Source organism: Cupriavidus sp. FW305-26 (assembly GCF_058787975.1).
Genome location: NZ_JBYTAH010000023.1, coordinates 67,774 through 86,422, shown reverse-complemented (window position 1 = coordinate 86,422; position 18,649 = coordinate 67,774). Strand labels below are relative to the sequence as shown.

Annotated in this window: 17 protein-coding genes; 2 read left to right on the top strand and 15 right to left on the bottom strand. The window is 69.3% G+C overall.

All coding sequences use genetic code 11. The features are described from left to right. Window positions 1–206 precede the first annotated feature (206 nt). The gene (locus AC3WQZ_RS15145) at window positions 207–1,586 is read left to right on the top strand and encodes a DUF1329 domain-containing protein (RefSeq protein WP_010813961.1); all 1,380 of its coding nucleotides are present in this window, start codon (window positions 207–209) and stop codon (window positions 1,584–1,586) included. Window positions 1,587–1,692: 106 nt separating this feature from the next. Then, the gene (locus AC3WQZ_RS15140) at window positions 1,693–1,815 is read left to right on the top strand and encodes a hypothetical protein (RefSeq protein ID WP_439672495.1); all 123 of its coding nucleotides are present in this window, start codon (window positions 1,693–1,695) and stop codon (window positions 1,813–1,815) included. A 72-nt stretch (window positions 1,816–1,887) separates the two neighbouring features. On the opposite strand, the gene AC3WQZ_RS15135 is transcribed toward AC3WQZ_RS15140, so the two are convergent. From AC3WQZ_RS15135 to AC3WQZ_RS15065, 15 genes are all read right to left on the bottom strand, one after another. Continuing rightward, window positions 1,888–2,679, bottom strand: coding sequence for an SDR family oxidoreductase (locus tag AC3WQZ_RS15135; RefSeq protein WP_037025766.1), 792 nt, complete (start codon window positions 2,677–2,679; stop codon window positions 1,888–1,890). A 26-nt stretch (window positions 2,680–2,705) separates the two neighbouring features. Continuing rightward, entirely contained in the window at window positions 2,706–3,806 is a 1,101-nt protein-coding gene (locus AC3WQZ_RS15130) for a 3-ketosteroid-9-alpha-monooxygenase, oxygenase component (RefSeq protein ID WP_058697835.1), read from the bottom strand. 75 nt (window positions 3,807–3,881) lie between these two features. After that, window positions 3,882–5,060, bottom strand: a complete 1,179-nt coding sequence (locus tag AC3WQZ_RS15125; protein ID WP_371852264.1) for an NADH:flavin oxidoreductase — start codon at window positions 5,058–5,060, stop codon at window positions 3,882–3,884. Between the two features lie 86 nt (window positions 5,061–5,146). Continuing rightward, window positions 5,147–7,588 (bottom strand): efflux RND transporter permease subunit, encoded by a 2,442-nt coding sequence (locus AC3WQZ_RS15120; protein WP_011616741.1) that lies wholly within the window; start codon window positions 7,586–7,588, stop codon window positions 5,147–5,149. Window positions 7,589–7,616: 28 nt separating this feature from the next. Beyond that, window positions 7,617–8,582 carry a WD40/YVTN/BNR-like repeat-containing protein gene (locus AC3WQZ_RS15115; protein WP_492300809.1) on the bottom strand — a complete coding sequence of 322 codons (966 nt, stop codon included), beginning with the start codon at window positions 8,580–8,582 and terminating at the stop codon, window positions 7,617–7,619. A gap of 70 nt (window positions 8,583–8,652) precedes the next feature. Next, on the bottom strand, window positions 8,653–9,855 hold the full coding sequence (locus AC3WQZ_RS15110; RefSeq protein ID WP_010813968.1) for an acetyl-CoA C-acyltransferase: 1,203 nt from the start codon (window positions 9,853–9,855) through the stop codon (window positions 8,653–8,655). A 13-nt stretch (window positions 9,856–9,868) separates the two neighbouring features. Further along, on the bottom strand, window positions 9,869–10,324 hold the full coding sequence (locus tag AC3WQZ_RS15105; RefSeq protein WP_010813969.1) for a MaoC family dehydratase: 456 nt from the start codon (window positions 10,322–10,324) through the stop codon (window positions 9,869–9,871). Between the two features lie 40 nt (window positions 10,325–10,364). Next, window positions 10,365–11,168, bottom strand: coding sequence for an SDR family oxidoreductase (locus AC3WQZ_RS15100; protein ID WP_011616738.1), 804 nt, complete (start codon window positions 11,166–11,168; stop codon window positions 10,365–10,367). Next, complete coding sequence (locus AC3WQZ_RS15095; RefSeq protein WP_010813971.1) at window positions 11,165–12,367, bottom strand: acyl-CoA dehydrogenase family protein; 1,203 nt, start codon at window positions 12,365–12,367, stop codon at window positions 11,165–11,167. The genes AC3WQZ_RS15100 and AC3WQZ_RS15095 overlap by 4 nt, the downstream gene beginning before the upstream one ends. Next, on the bottom strand, window positions 12,364–13,527 hold the full coding sequence (locus AC3WQZ_RS15090) for an acyl-CoA dehydrogenase family protein (RefSeq protein ID WP_011616737.1): 1,164 nt from the start codon (window positions 13,525–13,527) through the stop codon (window positions 12,364–12,366). The genes AC3WQZ_RS15095 and AC3WQZ_RS15090 overlap by 4 nt, the downstream gene beginning before the upstream one ends. An 11-nt stretch (window positions 13,528–13,538) precedes the next feature. Further along, window positions 13,539–14,423, bottom strand: a complete 885-nt coding sequence (locus AC3WQZ_RS15085) for an SDR family oxidoreductase (protein WP_010813973.1) — start codon at window positions 14,421–14,423, stop codon at window positions 13,539–13,541. 10 nt (window positions 14,424–14,433) lie between these two features. After that, a complete protein-coding gene (locus tag AC3WQZ_RS15080; protein WP_010813974.1) occupies window positions 14,434–15,585 on the bottom strand; it encodes an acetyl-CoA C-acetyltransferase in 1,152 nt (383 codons plus the stop codon). Window positions 15,586–15,605: 20 nt separating this feature from the next. Continuing rightward, the gene (locus AC3WQZ_RS15075) at window positions 15,606–16,673 is read right to left on the bottom strand and encodes an acyl-CoA dehydrogenase family protein (RefSeq protein ID WP_010813975.1); all 1,068 of its coding nucleotides are present in this window, start codon (window positions 16,671–16,673) and stop codon (window positions 15,606–15,608) included. A 20-nt stretch (window positions 16,674–16,693) separates the two neighbouring features. Next, on the bottom strand, window positions 16,694–17,860 hold the full coding sequence (locus tag AC3WQZ_RS15070) for an acyl-CoA dehydrogenase family protein (RefSeq protein ID WP_010813976.1): 1,167 nt from the start codon (window positions 17,858–17,860) through the stop codon (window positions 16,694–16,696). Continuing rightward, window positions 17,850–18,641 (bottom strand): enoyl-CoA hydratase family protein, encoded by a 792-nt coding sequence (locus tag AC3WQZ_RS15065; RefSeq protein ID WP_010813977.1) that lies wholly within the window; start codon window positions 18,639–18,641, stop codon window positions 17,850–17,852. The genes AC3WQZ_RS15070 and AC3WQZ_RS15065 overlap by 11 nt, the downstream gene beginning before the upstream one ends. Between the last annotated feature and the right edge of the window lie 8 nt (window positions 18,642–18,649).

The following is an 18,649-nucleotide window of genomic DNA, read 5'->3' as shown; positions in this document are numbered from 1 at the left end:
TTCCCGTACCACCCCGGTACGCTCCCGCAATCCTCGCGGGATGCTGGCACGCCACCCGGATTGTCCCCGCCCCGCCACGCCGGGCGCTAGGGAAATCCACTAGTCCGTTCCAACGATTCCCCGCCGCCGCGCCATCACTACGCTGTCACCACAGGCACAGGCACAGCCGGCGCCGGCAATTCCTCTTTACAAGGAGCGAGACTTCAATGAAATCCAGCACAAGACAACTGATACGCGGTGGCCTGCTGCTCACCAGCATGGCCCTGGCGGCGGCATCGTGGGCGAAGGCCACCCCGGAGGAGCTCAAGCAACTGGATGGCCCCCTCACGCCGATGGGCGCCGAGCGCGCCGCCAGCAAGGACGGCGAGGTCCCGGCATGGTCCGGCAAGTGGCTGGGCACGCCGGCGCATGTCAAATACCAGCGCGGCGAACGCTACCCGGACCCGTATGCCGATGAGAAGCCGCTGTTCGTCATCACGGCGCAGAACATGGCGCAGTATGCCGAGCGGCTTAGCGACGGGCAGAAGGCGCTGTTCAAGAAGTATCCCGACACCTTCAAGATGCCGGTGTACCCAAGCCATCGCGATTTCCGCTACGAGGACGCGGTCTACAAGGACATCCGCACCTACGCCACCACCGTCAGCATGACGAGCGATGCCAACGGCCTGAAGGAAGCGGGTCCGCAGGTTCCCTACCCGATTCCGAAAACCGCGATGGAGCTGTTGTGGAACCAGCGTTTCTCGTCGGCCATCGGCACCGAGAAGGCTCAGTTCGACCAGGCCGTGGTGTATCCGAACGGCTCGATCGCGTGGGGGCGCGTCTCGTACAGCATCCTGTCGCCGCGCAACAATGGCAAGTTCGACCCGCGCAGCGCCCTCAACGAGCGCTCCTTCTTCCGCACCGCCACCGACCTGCCGTTGCGTGACCGCGGCCAGGTGATCGTTGGCTACGCGGTCTGGGACCAGGAGGGTTCCGACACCAACCGCACGTGGATCTACAACCCGGGCACGCGGCGGGTGCGCCAGGCGCCGGAATTCGGCTTTGACCAGCCCCAGGGTCCCGGCGGCTTCCGCACCGTGGACGACGACCGCCTCTTCAACGGCTCGGGCGAACGCTACAACTGGAAGATCGTCGGCAAGAAAGAGATCTTCGTCCCGTACCACAATTACAAGCTGCAGAGCACTTCCGTCAAGTACAAGGAGCTGCTCACGAATGGCCATGCCAATCCGGACGCGATGCGCTATGAACCGCATCGGGTATGGGTACTGGAAGCCACGCTCAAGTCCGGTTTCCGGCACCAGTATGCGAAACGCGTGCTGTATCTCGACGAAGACAGCTGGCTGGCCCTGGCGGCCGACAACTACGATGGCCGGGGCCAGTTGTGGCGCACCAATCTCCAGGCCTCGGTGTACGCCTATGATGCACGCCGCTACTATCCGACCACGGTGTTCTACCATGACCTGATTTCGGGTGCCTACATGGCCGACCGCCTGACCAACGAAGGCCCGATGGCAACGCTGAACAACAGCCCGGAATTCAACGAGGCGTTCTTCTCCCCGGACGCCGCGCGCGGGTCGGGTACCTGATCCCATCGTGATATCCGGCCGGGCGCAGCCTTTGGCGCCCGGTCGCGCTCCCCTCCCCGCCCTGAACTGCCCCCAGAAGTCGGAGACGACTTTTGGGGGTTTTTACATGGCAAAGCCCAGCCGCTCCGATTGCAACCCGGGCTGCGCCGAGTGCTTCTACCTCGAAAAGAAGGCCCTGTATCCCGGCGAACGCGAGCGCCGGATGCAGGACGATGTCATGGTCACGTAAGTCCGGAGCGCCATCGAACAAAAATGGGGCATCCGCCGCGGCTCGCGGGGGCATGCCCCATTGGCCAGGAGATCAGAAGTTCAGCGGTCGCTGCGCGGCATCCAGGCCGCCGTCGATGAACACCACGTTGCCATGGATGTAGGCAGCGTGCGGCCCGCACAGGAACGCGATCAGCGCGGCCACCTCTTCAGGCTGGGCGCGGCGCCCAAGCGGCGGCAGGAAATCGCGAATGGCATCGCCATAGCGCGGATCCTTCAGACCGGCCTGCAGCAGCGGCGTTTCCACCGCCCCCGGCGCGACCACGTTGAGGCGCACGCCGGCCTGTCCCCACGCGGCCGCACGTTGCCGCGCGGCCGCCGCCACCGCATGCTTGGAACTGGCATAGGCGATATAGCCAGCCTGGTCCCGGGTGGCTTCCGCCGCCGCGGCGGCCGCCACCATCGTGCACACGCCTGGCTCATCGCCGGCAAGGTAGGCATCACGCAGCGGGCTGCCCTCCCAGGACTGGAGCGTGGCCGAGTTGGACGACACCACCACGGCGCACGGATCCGAGCCCTGGTGCAGCGCCTCGAACAGGCCATCCAGCAGTGCTACCAAGCCGAAGTAGTTGACCGATGCCACCAGCGTTGCGGGTTCGACATGCGGGCCCAGGCCGGCGCAGCAGACCAGCTGGTCGATGCGGCCGCCTGACCGCGACAGTACGGCGTCGATCGCGGCAGCGCGGCCCTGCGGGCTGGACAGGTCGGCAACGATGTCGGCATCGCGCAGGTCGATGCCGATGACCCGGCAGCCGTCGGCGAGCATGCGCTGGCGCACGGCCGCGCCCATACCGGACGCGGCTCCGGTAATGACGACGGTTTTCATGGTGCGAGGTTCCGTGGAGGTTGCCATCAGGCCTCGAACACATGCCGCAGCGCCGGCGGCTCGATATTGCCCGGGTTCAGCTCAAAGATGCGCCGTGCCACGCTGGACGGCCGCACCTGCTCCAAGTCGGTGTAGAACTGCTGGTACCAGTCACGCATCTGGTAGAGGGGCCCGTCGCCTTCGCACAGCAACGGGTTGTCGATGCGGATCTTGCTGTCCCAGATCGCCACGTCCTCGTAGAAGGCCTGTTTGGCCTGCTCCACATAGGCTTGCGCCATGGCACGGTTCTGTTCCTCGGACAGCCCCGGGATCTTCTTCACCAACACGCCGTAGCGCAGCGCGAAGCTGTTGAGGTCGATCGGCACATGGCAGTTGAGCAGGATCGAGTGGATCTGCTGGTCGCCCATCTGTCCGATCATCTCGGTGATGTGGTATGCGGGCCCGAAGTACGTGGACAGCGCCGTCAGCTGCGCATCGCCCGAGAGCCGGGCACTGCGCCCGATCATCAGCTGCGTGGCCTTGTGGTCTTCGAACAGGTTGGCAAAATAGTCCACCGGCGCGCCATGGACCGTGCCGAAATGCGCCATGTCGGAGATATTGTCGACCAGCTCGCGGCAATTGGTGCGGATCAGCATCTCGTCGATGGCCCAGTCCGACCAATCCGAAGAGAAGCAGGCATCGATGCGCGGAATCGCCACCTCGGGGGGTGCCGGGCGGCCTTCGGGATCGTGCCAGATGAAGAGCAGGTGGTTCTGCTCGCAGGTCTCCCAGGCGCCGACGCGGGCCTTGGGCGGCACCCGCTTGCAGTAGGGAATGGACTTGCAGCCGCCGTCGCCGCCCCACTGCCAGCCGTGGAACGGGCAGACCAGGTTGTCGCCCTGCACGGTGCCGGTGCTCAGGTCTGCGCCCATGTGCGGACAGTAGCCGTCGATCACGCGAATCGCGCCGGTCGAGTCGGCAAACGCCGCCAGGCGCCGGCCGAAGATATTCAGCGTGTGCGGCACGCCGTCGCGGTAGCCATCGGCCAGGCCGAGGCAATGCCAGCCGCGCGCGTAGCGGGCCTCGAGCGGGCGTGATTCGATCTTGTAGCCGGTCTTGTAGCCAGTCTGGTTGCCGTCAGCGGTCATGGCGTCTGTCTCCTTGAATTCCCGTGGGACCTTCAAGATAAGAGCGTCTGGCCGGCGGCTCATCGTCCCATCGGACTACTGCAGCGCGGCAATCTTCGTCAGCGCCGGGTCATTGCCCGGGCCATGCACGCAACTGACACCGGCCGGATCGTAGATCCGCGCCACGCAGCCATTGCAGCTGTCACAGGCCGAATGCGCCACCGCGCCGCTGCGCCAGTTGGCGACCAGTGCGGGATCGTGGATCAGCGCGCGCGCCAGCGCGATGCAGTCGAAGCCCTCTTCCATCAGCTGCGCGACATTGCCGATCGACTTGACGCCGCCGATATAGGCCAGCGGCATGCGCACCGCCCGCCGCACCACGCGCGACGCCTCCAGGAAGTACAGCTCGCGAAAGGCCAGCGCGCGCGGCGTGCGCTTCTCCAGCATGGTGATGCCGAAGCGCGCCACCGCGGTCGGTGCGGCGGCCTTCATCTGCGCCGTGGGCATGGGGCTGCCGAACAGCGCCCACGGGCTCTCGACGTTGCGCCCGCCGCTGAGGGTCAGCAGGTCGGCGCCTTCCGCCTCCAGCAGGCGCGCGCTCACGGCGGAATCCGCGGGTTCGTTGCCGCCCGGCACGCCGTCGCTGACGCTCAGCTTGCAGCAGACCGCCAGCTCGGCGCCGACCGCGTCCTTCACCTGGCGCAGTACCGCGGCCGGAAAGCGGGTGCGGTTCTCCACGCTGCCGCCGAACGCATCGCGCCGACGGTTGCTCAGCGGCGACAGGAACTGGTTGAGCAGGTAGCCGTGCCCCATGTGGATTTCCACCGCGTCGAAGCCGGCTTCGCGCGCCAGCCGCGCCGCGGCGGCAAACTGGCCGGCAACGCGCGCCATGTCCGCCTCGCGCATGGCACGCTGGAAATACACGCCATGCAGCATGCCAAAGGCATTGAGTCCGGATGAAGCACTGCCCGGCGCGCGGCTGCCGCCATGGCGCATGGTGGTGAACGAGCCCGCATGGGTGATCTGCAGGCAGGCCGCCGCGCCTTCGCGATGCACGGCATCGGTCAGCACGCGCAGGTGCGCAACCTGCTCCGGGCGCATGCTGAGCTGGTGCGAAAAAGTCAGGCCGTCGTCGGCCACCGCCGCATACGCCACCGTGGTCATGCCCACGCCGCCCGCGGCAAGCTCGCGGTGGTGCCTGACCAGCGCCTCGGTCGGCAGGCCCTGCGGCGTCATGCCCTCGTTGGCGCCGGCCTTGATAATGCGATTGCGCAGCGTGAGCGGGCCGATGCGGACCGGCGTGAATGCCGCCGCCGCGTAAGCCTGGTGATCGTGCATGCTGTCTCTCCGGGTCATCGGCCTTACACCGCGTCGGATTTCAGGGCGTGCGCCGGCGGCACCGTCTCGCCGCGCGCGGCGCCACCGGCACCACCGGCGGCCACGCGCGCACGCTCTTCTTCCTCCACCCCCAGCCAAGCAGCCAGCGCCGGCAGCAGCGACACCGCGCCGAACAGGTTCACCAGGAACATGAAGGCCAGCAGGATACCCATGTCGGCCTGGAACTTGAGCGCGGCAAAGGCCCAGGTGCCCACCCCGATGCACATCGTCAGCGCCGTGAACAGCGCCGCCGAACCGCGCTGGCGCATGGCCTCGGCAAAGGCCTGCGGCAGGGCCTGCCCTTCCTCGCGGATCTGGTGCTGGATGCGCTCATACAGGTAGATGCCGTAGTCCACGCCGACGCCCACGCCCAGCGTGATGACCGGCAGCGTCGACACCTTCAGCCCGATGCCAAGCCGCGCCATCAGCGCATTGCACAGCACCGACACCAGCGTCAGCGGCACGATGATGCACAGCACCGCGCGCCACGAGCGGAACGTCAGCAGGCATAGCAGCGTGATCGCACCGAAGATCGACAGCAGCATGGTCACTTCGGCTTCTTCCACGGCCTCATTGGTGGCCGCCATCACGCCGATATTGCCCCCGCCCAGGCGGAACGCCACGTTGGGGGTCTTGTCGGCGGCGGTGAAGCGGCGGATCTCGCGGATGATGTGGGCGATGGTGGCGCCCTCATGGTTGGCGGTGTAGATCAGCACCTGGATGGCCTGGCAGTTCGAGGTATTCATGCCGTTGTCCGGGTCGAAGGCCTTGGCGCCCTGGCTCAGGCCCTCGCTGCTGCGCGGCAGCGCCTCCCAGCGCGGGTTGCCCTCGTTGTAGGCGCCGATCACCACCTTGGCCAGCGACGACACGCTCACCACCGACTGCACGCCGGACACGCCGCGCATATGCATCTCGAAGCGTTCCACCGCACTCATCACCGGGTAGTGCAGGCAGCCGTCGTCGAAGCCGGTGGGTTCCACCACCACGGTCAGCGCATCCGAGCCGATGTTGTACTGGCTCACGATGCTGGCGCTGTCGCGGTTGTAGCGCGAATCCGCGCGCAGTTCCGGTGCGCCGCTGCCGACATCGCCAATCTTGAGGCCGCGCGAATCGATGGCGCCGGCCGCCAGCAACGCGAGCGCGGCAACGAACACGCCCAGCGCCGGGCCCGGACGCGCCAGCGCGCCGAACTTCTGCCACAGCCCGCCGGTTCCGTGCGCGCGCCGGGCCTGCGCCGATGCCAGCGCCGACGGCTCCAGCCGCGTGTACGACAGCAGGATCGGCAGGAACACCTTGTTGGTCACGATCATCAGCAGCACGCCCAGGCAGGCGGTGATGCCAAGCTCGCGCACGATGTCGATCTCGATGCGCATGATGACCATGAACCCGAGCGCGTTGGTCAGCAGCGCGACCGTGCCGGGGATGAACAGCTTGCGGAAGGCCGCGCTGGCGCTGTCCAGCGCACCATGTCCCTGCACCACCTCTTGCTTCCAGGCATTGGTCATCTGCACCGCGTGCGAGACCCCGATCGAAAAGATCAGGAACGGCACCAGGATCGACATCGGATCGATGCCGTAGCCCAGCAGCGGCAGCAGGCCCAGCAGCCAGGCCACGGGCAGCAGCGCCACCGCCAGCGACAGCAGCGTGATACGCAGCGAGCGCGTGTACAGCCACAGCAGCAGCGCGGTCACGGCGAAGGCCAGCGCGAAGAAGCCCATCACGCCGGCGATGCCCTCTTCCACATCGCCCACCAGCTTGGCAAAGCCGACGATATTGACCTCGACGTCGGTGCCGCTGAAGTCCCCGCGGATCTTCTCCAGCTGGCGCGCGACCGAACCGTAGTCGATGGTCTTGCCGGTGGCCGGATCGGTCTCGCGCAATTCCGCGCGGATCAGCGCGGACCTCAGGTCGTTGCTGACCAGGCGGCCGATCTGGCCGGAGCGCGCCACGTTGCGGCGCACCTTGTCGAGCTCGGCCGGCGTGCCGGAGAAGCGCCCCGGCACCACCACGTCGCCGCGAAAGCCCGCCTCCGTCACCTCGGTGTAGCGCACATTGGGCGTGAACAGCGAGAACACGCGCGAGCGGTCCACGCCGGGGATGAAGAACACGTCATCGGTGGCGCGGCGCAGCTTGTCCATGAAGGCCGCGTTGTAGATATCGCCGTCGCCCTTCCAGCGCAGGCTCAGCAGCACCGTATTGGCACCGGAAAAGGTGCTCGCGTACTTGGTGAACACCTGCATGAACGGGTGCTGCAGCGGGATCATCTTGTTGAAGCCGGGATCGAGCCGCAGCCGCGTGGCCGAGGCGCCCAGCGCCACGGTCACGGCCAGGCACAGCACCAGCAGCAGGCGGCGCCGGTGCATCAGCAGGCTGGCGCAGGCATCGACAAGGCGGCCCAGGCGGCCGGAGGAATGGGGGCGGGTCATGATCGTTCTCGCATTCGGTAAGCCAGGGTCAGCGGGGGTTGGCGGCGAGCGTGGCGCCGGCAAGGCCGCCATTGCCGCCCAGCGCCAGCTTGTCCTTGCCGGCAGGGGCCAGCGCGGCCAGGGTCTGCGGGCTGCCGGCGGGCAGGGCGGTGAAGTGGCGCCCGCCGTCGGCGGACATCACCATCGTGCCACCCTGCCCGGCCAGCACGATGCGCCCATCGGGCAGCTCGACGCCGCCGAAGAACGAGGTCTTGAGGCCAGTGTCCGCGGCCTGCCAGGTGGCGCCGAAGTCCTCGCTGCGCAAGGCGTTGCCGCGCATGCCGAAGGCCAGCCAGGCGCCATCGCGCAGCGGCTGCACGCCGTACAGCGATCCCTCGTAGGGGGACTTCACCACCTCCCAGCGGCTGCCGCCGTCGGGCGAGCGCAGCACCAGGCCGGTTTCGCCGACCAGCATCAGGCGCCCCTGCCCGTCGCCGGCAATGCCGTTGAGGTGGCGGTCCTGCATGGCCTTGTCTGCGGCCGGCTCCCAGTGCCTGCCCTGGTCGTGCGAGACCAGGAAGCGGCCAAAGCTGCCGACCGCGAACCACGGGCCGCCCGCCTGGGCCCAGGCGCCGAGCAGCGGATCGGACGAGCTCGCGTCGAACGCCACCTGCTGCCAGTGCGCACCGCCGTCTTCCGTGCGCAAGATCCAGCCGCTGTGCCCGACCGCCATGCCGTGGCGGCTGTCGGCAAAGGCCACCTGGGTCAACGCGGCGCCTTGCGGTTGATCCACGGCGGCCGAGCGCCAGTTGCGGCCCTGGTCATTGCTGAACAGGATCTGGCCACGCTCGCCCACTGCCACCAGGCGCTCGCCGGCGCGCGCGATGCCGTTGACCTGCAGGCCGTCCGGGCGCAGCGTCGTGGCCGCGAAAGGCGGCAGCGGGCGCGGCGCGAAGGCCCATACCGCGGTGGCCAGCACGGCCAGCGACATGGCGACGCCGATCAGTCGTTTCATGATGTCTCCTCCGGTTGGAGTGATGGCAGGCGGCCTCGTTGCGGGCCGTCCCTGCAGGGGCTGCTTGTGATTACAGAACGTCGAACAGCGCGGCGGCACCCATGCCGCCACCGATGCACATGGTCACCACTGCCTGCTGCACGCCGCGGCGCCGGCCTTCAATCAATGCATGCGCGGTCATGCGCGCACCCGACATGCCGAACGGATGGCCGATCGAGATCGCGCCGCCGTTGACATTCAGGCGCGCATCCGGGATGCCCAGCTTCTGCTGGCAGTACAGCACCTGGCAGGCAAAGGCCTCGTTCAGCTCCCACAGGCCCACGTCGGCCACCGTCATGCCATGGCGCGCGAGCAGCCTGGGTACGGCGAATACCGGGCCGATCCCCATCTCGTCCGGCGCGCAGCCCGCCACCGCCATGCCGCGGTAGCGGCCCAGCGGGCGCAGGCCGCGCCGGCGGGCCTCGTCGGCGCTCATCATCAGCACCGCGGCGGCGCCGTCCGACAACTGCGAGGCATTGCCGGCAGTGATGTGCTCGCCGGCGGCCACCGCCTGGCCGCCGCTCCAGACCGGCTTCAGCGCCTCCAGGCTGCTGGCCGTGGTATCGGGCCGGTTGCACTCGTCGTGCGCAAGCCGAACGGTCTCGTGGCCGGTCAGCGTGCCGGCCTTGTCGAACAGCGCGCGGCGCGTTTCCAGCGGCACGATCTCGTCATCGAAGGCACCGCGCCGCTGCGCCTCGGCGGTGCGCTGCTGGCTGCGCCAGGCGTAGGCGTCCTGCTCGGCGCGGCTGATGCCATAGCGGCGCGCCACCACCTCGGCGGTCTCGATCATTGCCATATAGGCTGCCGGCTGCCGCGCCAGCACCGCTTCGGACTGGGCGCGGTAGCTGTTCTTGTGCCTGGTCTGCGTCAGCGAGATAGATTCCGCGCCGCCGGCGACGATGATGTCGGCCTCGCCGCACTGGATCGCGCGGGCGCCCGCAGCGATCGTCATCAGGCCCGAGCCGCACATACGGTCCATGGTCATGCCGGGCACGCTGTCCGGCAGGCCGGCCGCCACCGCGCACAGGCGGCCCAGGTTGTAGCCCTGGGTGCCCTGCTGCGCGGCCGCGCCGATCAGCACATCTTCCACCTCGGACGGATCCACGCCGGCGCGCTCCACCACCGCGCGCACCACGTGGCCGCCCAGCACCGGGGCCTCGGTGTCGTTGAAGGCACCGCGGAAGGCCTTGCCGATCGGTGTGCGCGCGACGGCGACAATGACTGCTTCTTTCATTCCGGATTCCTGTTCAGAAGTAATAGCGGCTGATGGTCTCGGCCACGCAGGCCGGCTTGTCTCCGCCTTCGATTTCCACGGTCATGCGCACCACCGACTGCACGCCGCCCTGCAAGGTCTCGGCCCGCACCAGTTCCCCCACCCCGCGCACGCGCGCGCCCACGCGCACCGGCGCCGGGAAGCGCACCTTGTCGCAGCCGTAGTTGACGCCCCACTTCATGCCTTCGACCGTGACCAGCTCCGGCAGGAACTGGTTGACCAGCGCCAGCGTCAGGTAGCCGTGCGCGATGCAGGCGCCGTATGGGCCCTGCGCGGCGCGCTCCGGGTCCACGTGCAGCCACTGGTGGTCGCCGGTGGCATTGGCGAACTGGTTGACCTGTTCCTGGGTGATCTGGGTCCAGGCGCTCTCGCCGAGGCGCTGGCCGACGGCGGCGTGGATGTCTTCGGCAGAACGGAAGATTCTTGGCATGTCTGGTTCCTGCGTTGTTCCCGGTCCCAACTGTTTCCCTTCAAGCCCGCTGGCTGCTCACCGGCAGCACCTCGCCCGTCATGTACGAGGCATAGTCGCTGGCCAGGAATACCATCACATTGGCCACCTCCCACACCTCGGCCGCGCGCCCGAACGCTTCGCGCTCGCTGAGCTGGCGCAGCAGGTCGGCCGGCGCCGACTTCTTCAGGAAGTCATGCAGCGCGATGCTGGGTGCCACCGCATTGATGCGCACGCCAAATTCGGCGGCTTCCATCGCGCTGCAGCGCGTCAGCGCCATCACCCCGGCCTTGGCCGCGGCGTAGTGCGACTGCTCCTTCTGCGCACGCCAGCCCAGCACCGAGGCGTTGTTGACGATGGCGCCGCGCCGGCGCGCCTGCATGTGCGGCAACATCGCTCGCGTCATGCGGAAGGTGCCCGTGAGGGAAATATCGATCACGCGCGACCACTCGGCATCGTCCATATCAACTAGGCGGCGCGAGCCGCCCAGGCCGGCGTTGTTGATCAGCACGTCGGTTCCGCCCAAGGCTTCTTCGGCGGCGGCCACAAGTGCGCGCACCTGCGCTTCATCCGATACATCGCAAAGCTGGCCATGGATCGCCTGCAGGCCGGTTTCCGCGCGCAGGCGCCCGACCGCTTCGGCCAGGCGCTTCTCATGGACGTCGGAGATCATCAGCGCGCGGCAGCCCTCCTCGGCGCAGCGGCGCGCGGCGGCAAAGCCGATGCCGGCGCCCGCCGCGGCGGTGATGAGCACACTCTTGCCGGCGAGCAACTGATGGCCAGGCACATAGGCCGGGCCGCTGGGGATTTCGGTGTTCAGGGTCATGACTGTCCTCGTGCTTCGCGCGGCATGCCGAGGCCGCGTTCGGCGATGATGTTGAGCTGGATTTCGTTGGTGCCGGCGTAGATGGTGTCGGCGCGCGAGAACAGCGCCATCTGCTGCAGCCGCGTGCGGCGCGTGTCGCCGGCGTCCAGCACATTGGCCAGCGGACCCAGCACGTCCAGCGCCAGCTGGCCCAGGTCTCGGTGCCAGTTGGACCAGTAGTACTTGTAGATCAGCGCGTCGCGCTGCAGCGCGGTGCCGCCGTCCTGGCCCGCCTGCGCCGCGCCCGCCAGCATGCGCAGCGCATTGGCGCGCATCACGCGCAGGCCGGCCCAGGCGCGCGCGATGCGCTGGCGCACCAGCGCGTCGCGGCTGCTGCCGTTGTCGCGCGCGGCCTGCGCCACCCATTCCAGTTCATGCGTGAACTGCATCTGCTGGCCCAGCGTGGAGATGCCGCGCTCGAAGCCCAGCAGCGCCATGGCGATGCGCCAGCCATCGCCGGGCGCGCCCAGCACATCGGCGGCGGCGGCACGTGCGCCGTCGAAGAACACCTCGTTGAATTCGGCGCCGCCGCCCATCTGTCGAATCGGCCGGATCTCGATGCCGGGCTGGTCCAGCGGCAGCATCAGGAAGACCAGGCCCTTGCTGCCGCGCGAGCCGGGCTCGCAGCGCGCCAGCACGAAGATCCAGTCCGAATCGTGCGCGAGCGAGGTCCACACCTTCTGGCCGCTCACCAGCCAGTCGCCGGTGGCCGCATCGCGCTCCGCCCGCGTGCGCACATTGGCCAGGTCCGAGCCCGCGCCAGGCTCCGAATACCCCTGGCACCAGAACGTGGTGCCGTTCAGGATGCCGGGCAGCAAGCGCGCCTTCTGGTCGTCGGTGCCGAAGGCGACCAGGGTCGGGCCGATCAGCCCCTCGCCGATATGGCCCATGCGGCCCGGCCCCCCTGCCCGCGCGTATTCCTCATGGAAGATCACCTGCTGCATGACCGGCAGCTCGCGCCCGCCATGCGCGCGCGGCCAGCCCAGGCCGGTCCAGCCGCCTTCGGCCAGCCGGCGCTCCCACGCCTTGCGCAGTTCGGGATAGGCCTCTTCGTCGCCGGGGCCGCCGCGGTGCTTCAGGCAGGCGAACTCGCCGGCCAGGTTGGCGGCCATCCACTGCGCGACTTCGGCGCGGAATGCCGCCTCTTGATTCGCTGTCATGCTGTCCTCCACGCGTTCGGGCCATTTGCTGCGAGATACGCCAGCGCCGCGCCGGCACCGCCCAGCCAGTGGCTGGCGGCCTGCGCGCGCTTGAAATAGAGCTGGGGGTCGTATTCCCAGGTGAAGCCGACACCGCCATGCAACTGGATGGCCTCCTGCGCGCAGAAGCGCAGGGCATCGTCGGCTGCCACGGATGCGGCGGCGATGTCGAGGCGGATGCCGGTACCATCGGCCACCTCGCCCGTTTCCCACGCCTGCGCCGCGCCATACACCGCCGAGCGCGCCGCCTCGACCAGCACCATCATCTGCGCGCAGCGGTGCTTGACCGCCTGGAACGAGGCGATGGCGCGCCCGAACTGGATCCGTTCCGAGGCATAAGCTACGGTCAGGTCCAGGCATTGCTGGGCCGCGCCAAGCTGCTCCGCCGCCAGCATCAGCTTGCCGTGCCACCAGGCCTGGGCCAGGCCAAACGCCGCCGCGTCCGCGCGCGCCAGGCAGGCGCTGGCGGGCACGGGCAGCCCGTCCAGCCGCAGCGCGGCCTGCGGCCGCGTGCGGTCCAGCGTATCGAGCGGCGCCAGCATGATTCGCGCATCCTGTGCCAGTGCTGCTGGCTCCAGCAGGAACAGCGCAGGCACGCCGTCTTCGAGCCGGGCCGGCACCAGCAGCCAGTCGGCGCCGGCGGCATCGGCCACCTGGGCGGCGCAGCCGCGCAGCACGAAGCCATCCGCGCCCGCCTGCGCGCCAATGGCGACGCCGTCGTACTGCCAGCCGCCATCGTCCGGCAACACCGCGGCGGCACGCAGCTCGCCACACGCCAGCCGTTCCAGCCAATGCGCGCTGCCGCGCGGGCCCAGGCTGGCCTGCAGCCAGGGCGCGGCCACGCACACGGCGGACCAGAACGGCACGCAGGCCAGGCGCTGGCCCAGTTGTTCCTGCAGCAGCACCAGCCCGGGCGCCCCCAGGCCGGCGCCGCCCACGGCTTCGGGCAGTGCGATGCCGCACCAGCCGAGTTCGCCCGCGACCGCGTGCCACAGCGCTTCGTCGTGCGCGGCGCCCGCCTCGGTCACGCGCCGCACCGCCGCCGAATCGCTGTGCGCGGCGAGGTAGTCGCGCGCGCTGTCGCGTACCATCTGCTGTTCGAGGCTAAGGGAGAAGTCCATGGCCGTCGCGCTCAGCTGCCGTAGACCGGCTGGGGCGGCTGCGCCTGCGCCAGCAGTTCCGCCACGGCTGCGCCCAGTTCGGCCGGCTGCCAGCGCGATCCCTTGTCGGTCCTGGGTCCGGTGCGCCAGCCGTCGGCCACGGAAACCATGCCGCCGGCCGCCTCGAACATGCGCCCGTTGACCTGCGCGGAGGCGGCGCTGCCCAGCCACACCACCAGCGGCGCGACGTTGGCCGGGTCGTAGTAGTCGAAGCCGTCGGCCGGCGCCCGCATCATGTCGGCGAACACGTCTTCGGTCATGCCGGTGCGCGCCGCCGGCGCCAGCGCATTGGCGGTGATGCCATAGCGGCCCAGCTCGGCGGCCTGCACCAGCGTGAGCGCGGCAATGCCGGCCTTGGCGGCGGCGTAGTTGGACTGCCCGACAGAACCCTGCAGGCCCGCGCCGGAGCTGGTGTTGATAATGCGCGCGTCGACGGCGCGGCCGGCCTTGGCGGCATCGCGCCACCGTTTGGCGAGCAGGTTGGCCAGGCAGAAGTGGCCGCGCAGGTGCACGCGCATGACGTCGTCCCAGTCCGCTTCGGTCAGGCTGACAAACATGCGGTCGCGGCAGATGCCGGCGTTGTTGACCAGCACGTGGACCTCGCCGAAGGCCTCGACCGCGGCATCGACGATGCGCTGCGCGGTGGCCAGCTGCGTGATGTCGTCAGCGCTGGCCAGCGCCGCTTTTGCCTTCGCGCCGGCTGCACGGATCTCCGCGCAGACGGCCTCGGCCGCCTCGCGCCGGATGTCGTTGACGACCACGTTGGCGCCCTCGGCGGCGAAGGCCAGCGCATAGGCACGGCCCAGCCCGCCGCCGGCGCCGGTGATGATGACGGTGCGTGCGTCGCAGATTCCCATGGCGGTCTCCTTACAAGCGTTCGATGATGGTGACGTTGGCCAGGCCACCGCCTTCGCACATGGTCTGCAGGCCGTAGCGCCCGCGGGTGCGTTCCAGCTCATGCAGCAGCGTGGTCATCAGGCGCGCGCCGGTGGCGCCCAGCGGGTGGCCCAGTGCGATGGCGCCGCCGTTGGGGTTGGTGCGCTCGGCCGCGTAGCCGGTTTCGGCCAGCCATGCCATCGCCACCGAGGCGAACGCTTCATTGATCTCGACCACGTCGATATCGGCCAGGCGCAGGCCGCTGCGCTCCAGTGCGCGTCTGGTTGCAGGGATCGGCGCGGTCAGCATCCACAGCGGGTCGTCGCCCAGCACGCTCATATGCGCGATGCGCGCACGCGGCTTGAGCTGGTAGCGCTTGAGCGCGTCTTCCGAGACGATCAGCAGCGCGGCGGCGGCATCGGCGGTCTGGCTGGACACAGCCGCAGTCAGCGAACTGCCGGGCATCAGCGGTTCCAGCGCAGCCATCCTGGCCAGCGTGGTATCGGGGCGCGGGGTCTCGTCATGCTTCACGCCTGCGCACGGCACGATCTCGCGCGCAAAGCGGCCGCCTTCGATGGCCGCGGCGGCGCGCTGATGGCTTGCCAGCGCGTAGGCTTCCATGGCCTCGCGCGACAGTTTCCAGTGATCGGCAATGCGCTGCGCCGCGTGAAACTGCGACACCGGCGCATCGCCAAAGCGCGCCTGCCAGCCCTTGCTGCCCGAGAACGGGTCGGCAAACCCCAGCGCCTGCCCTGCCAGCATGGCCGACGAGATCGGGATCTGCGTCATGGTCTGCACGCCGCCGGCAATCACCACGTCCTGCGTGCCGCTCATCACCGCCTGCGCGGCAAAGTGCACTGCCTGCTGCGACGAGCCGCACTGGCGGTCCACGGTCACGCCCGGCACCGTCAGCGGCAGGCCGGCGGCCAGCCACGCGCTGCGGGCGATATTGCCGGCCAGCGGGCCGATGGTGTCGACGCAGCCGAACACCACGTCGTCATAGTCCTCGGCGGGAATGCCGTTGCGGCGCACCAGCTCGGCCAGCACGAAGCCGCCCAGGTCGGCGCCGTGCATGTGCGACAGTCCGCCCTTGCGGCGCCCGGTGGGCGTGCGCAGGGCATCAACGATATAGGCGTCTTTCATGGTCATGGTTCTCTTTGGATTCAGGCGAAGGTGGCGCCGGCGCCGATCTCATGCGCGCCGTCAAGGATGTGCGCGCCCATGCGCGCCTTGTGGAAGGCACGGTCGCCCCAGCTTCCCGCCAGGGCCCAGGCCCGCTTGGTGAAGATCTGCAGGTCCAGCTCCCAGGTGTAGCCCATTGCGCCATGCACCTGGATCGCCTGGCGCGCCGCGCTCCACGCGCAGCGCGCGGCGGCCACGCGGGCGTGCGAGACATGCAGGCCCGCGTCGGGCAGGCCGTGCGCCAGCGCGGCGGCGGCGCGCAGCAGCACCGGCCGGGCGAACTCGAGCTGGATCGCCACGTCGGCCAGCAGGTGCTTGACCGCCTGGTAGGCGCCGATGGCCTTGCCGAACTGCTTGCGCTGCGCGCTGTAGTCGATCGCCAGGTCCAGCATGCGCTGGGTCAGGCCCAGCTGCTGCGCGGCCACGCCAAGCGCGCCGCGGTTCAGCGCGCTGCTCCACAGGCCACTACCGGACGGGATCAGTTCGGACTCCGCGGCCGGCGTCCACGCCAGCTCGAACAGGCGGCGCGAAGGATCGAGCCCGGTGCGCGCCGTCAGCACGGCCTGGTCGGGCCGCAGCAGGTGCACGGCACCTTCGTGCGCGCACAGGATCGCGTCGGCGACATGGGCGTCGGCCACCAGCCGCTCTTGCGGATGCGCCACCGCCACGCGGGCATCGCCGGCGGCGATGCGCTCCAGCAGCGTGGCGCAGCGTTCGTGCGCCGAGGCGTTCGGCGCCGCCGCGAGCGCATCGCGCAGCAGCCCGGCCGCGACCAGCGCAGTGTCCAGCAAAGGCTCGGGCAGCGCAAAGTAGCCGCAGGCCTGCGCCAGCGGCGCCCATTCGACCTCGCCCAGCCCCAGTCCGCCCTGCTCCTGCGGCACCATCACCGCGGTCAGGCCCTGGTTGGCAAGCTGGCGCCACAGCGCGTCGGAGCGGCCAGACTCGGTGGCCCACAGCTCGCGCGTCAGTTCGGGCGTCATCTCGGTCATCAGGAAGCGCCGGATCGCCTCGGCAAACTGCTCCTGCTCTTCGGTCAATGCGAAATCCATGGTGTTTTCCCCGGGTGCCGTCATGCGCGCGGCATGCCGAGCAGGCGCTCGGCGACGATATTGCGCTGGATCTCGTTGGTGCCGGCATAGATCGGCCCGGCCTGCGAGAACAGGAAGCCATCCAGCCAGTGGCCGAGCGAACCCGGCGGCTGGCCGTCGGGCGCGACCTCTGCGGACTGCCCCAGGATGGCCAGCGCGGTATCGTGCATATGGATGTCCAGCTCGGACCAGAACACCTTGTTCGTGCTCGACTCCGCGCCGATATGGCCGCCGCGCACCAGGCGGCTCGCGGTGGCGTAGGTGGACAGCGTGTAGGCCTCGGCGTCCATCCAGGCGCGCAGCACCGCCTCGCGCAGCGACGGGTCGCGGTCCGCCGCCTCGCGGTTGGCCTGGTACAGCCTGACCAGCGCGCGCGCGGTTTCCTGGAAGCGCGCCGGCGAGCGCAGCATCAGGCCGCGTTCGAAGCCGGCGGTGGCCATGGCCACCTGCCAGCCGGCGCCTTCTGCGGCCAGGCGGTTTTCCACCGGCACGCGCACGTCGTCGAAGAAGATCTCGGCAAAGCCGGTCTGGCCGTTGAGCTGGCGGATCGGGCGCACGGTGATGCCGGGCGTGTCCAGCGGCATCAGGATGAAGGTCAGGCCATGGTGTCGGGTCGAGGCCGGGTCGGTGCGGAACAGGCCGAACAGCCAGTCCGCCCACACCGCCCGCGTCGACCAGATCTTCTGGCCGTTGATCACATAGTCATCGCCCTGCCGGATCGCGCTGCAGCGGATCGCGGCCATGTCCGAGCCTGCGCTCGGCTCGGACCAGCCCTGCGCCCAGACATGCTCGCCCGAGGCCATGCGCGGCAGGAAGCGCGCCTTCTGCGCCTCGGTGCCGAATTCCATCAGCGTGGGCCCGAGCAGGAAGATGCCGTTCTGGTTGACGCGCATCGGCGCGCCGGCACGCCAGTACTCCTCCTCGAAGATCAGCCACTCGATCAGGTCGCAGCCGCGCCCGCCCAGCTCGGCCGGCCACGTGACCATGCTCCAGCGGCCCTGGTTGAGCGTGGCCTCCCACGCGCGGTGCTGGGCGAAGCCCGCTTCGGTATCGAAGCTCGCCAGCGGCGTGCGCGGCACGTGCGCGGCCATCCAGTCGCGCACCTCGGCGCGGAAGGCGCGCTGGGCGTCGGTGTATTCAAGCTGCATCGCGCTCTCCCTGCGCAAAGCGGGCTTCGCGGCCTTCGACAAAGGCGGCGCGCGCCTCGCCGGAATCGGCGCTCATGTAGGCCTGCAGCGTGAAGCCCTGTTCCCAGCGGTATTTGTCCTCCAAGTTGCCGTCTTCCACGCCGTTGAGCGCTTCCTTGGCCAGCTGCAGCATGGCCGGGCTCTTGGCGGCGATCTGGCGGGCCAGCGTCATGGCGGCCTCGCGCAACTCTGCGCGCGGCACCACGCGCTCGACCGCGCCCAGCCGGTACGCCTCGGCGGCATCGATCATCTCGCCGGTGAAGTACATCGCCCTGACCTTCTGCACGCCGAACATGCGCTGCAGGTGGGCGCCGCCGCCCATGGCGCCGCGGTCGATCTCCGGCACGCCAAAGCGCGCACAATCTGCGGCCACGATGATGTCGGCCGCGCCGCAGATGCCGATGCCGCCGCCCAGCACGAAGCCGTGCACGGCCACGATGACCGGCTTGGGATTGCGGTGCACGGCGCGGAAGGTGGCGTAGTTACCGGCGTTGACATCGACGATGCGCTGCGGGTGCGCGGCCAGCTCCTTGATGTCGACGCCGGCGCAGAAGCCGCGGCCTTCGCCGCGCAGCACGATCACGCGCACGGCGGGATCGGTGCCCAGCTGGTCGATCGCGGCGGCCAGCGCATGCCAGCCGGCGCAGTCGAGCGCATTGACTGGCGCATGGTCGATCACCAGTTCGGCGATGCCGTCGGCGGTGTCGATGCGGAACGGCCCGGTCTTTTTGTTCGTTTGCATGGTTTCCT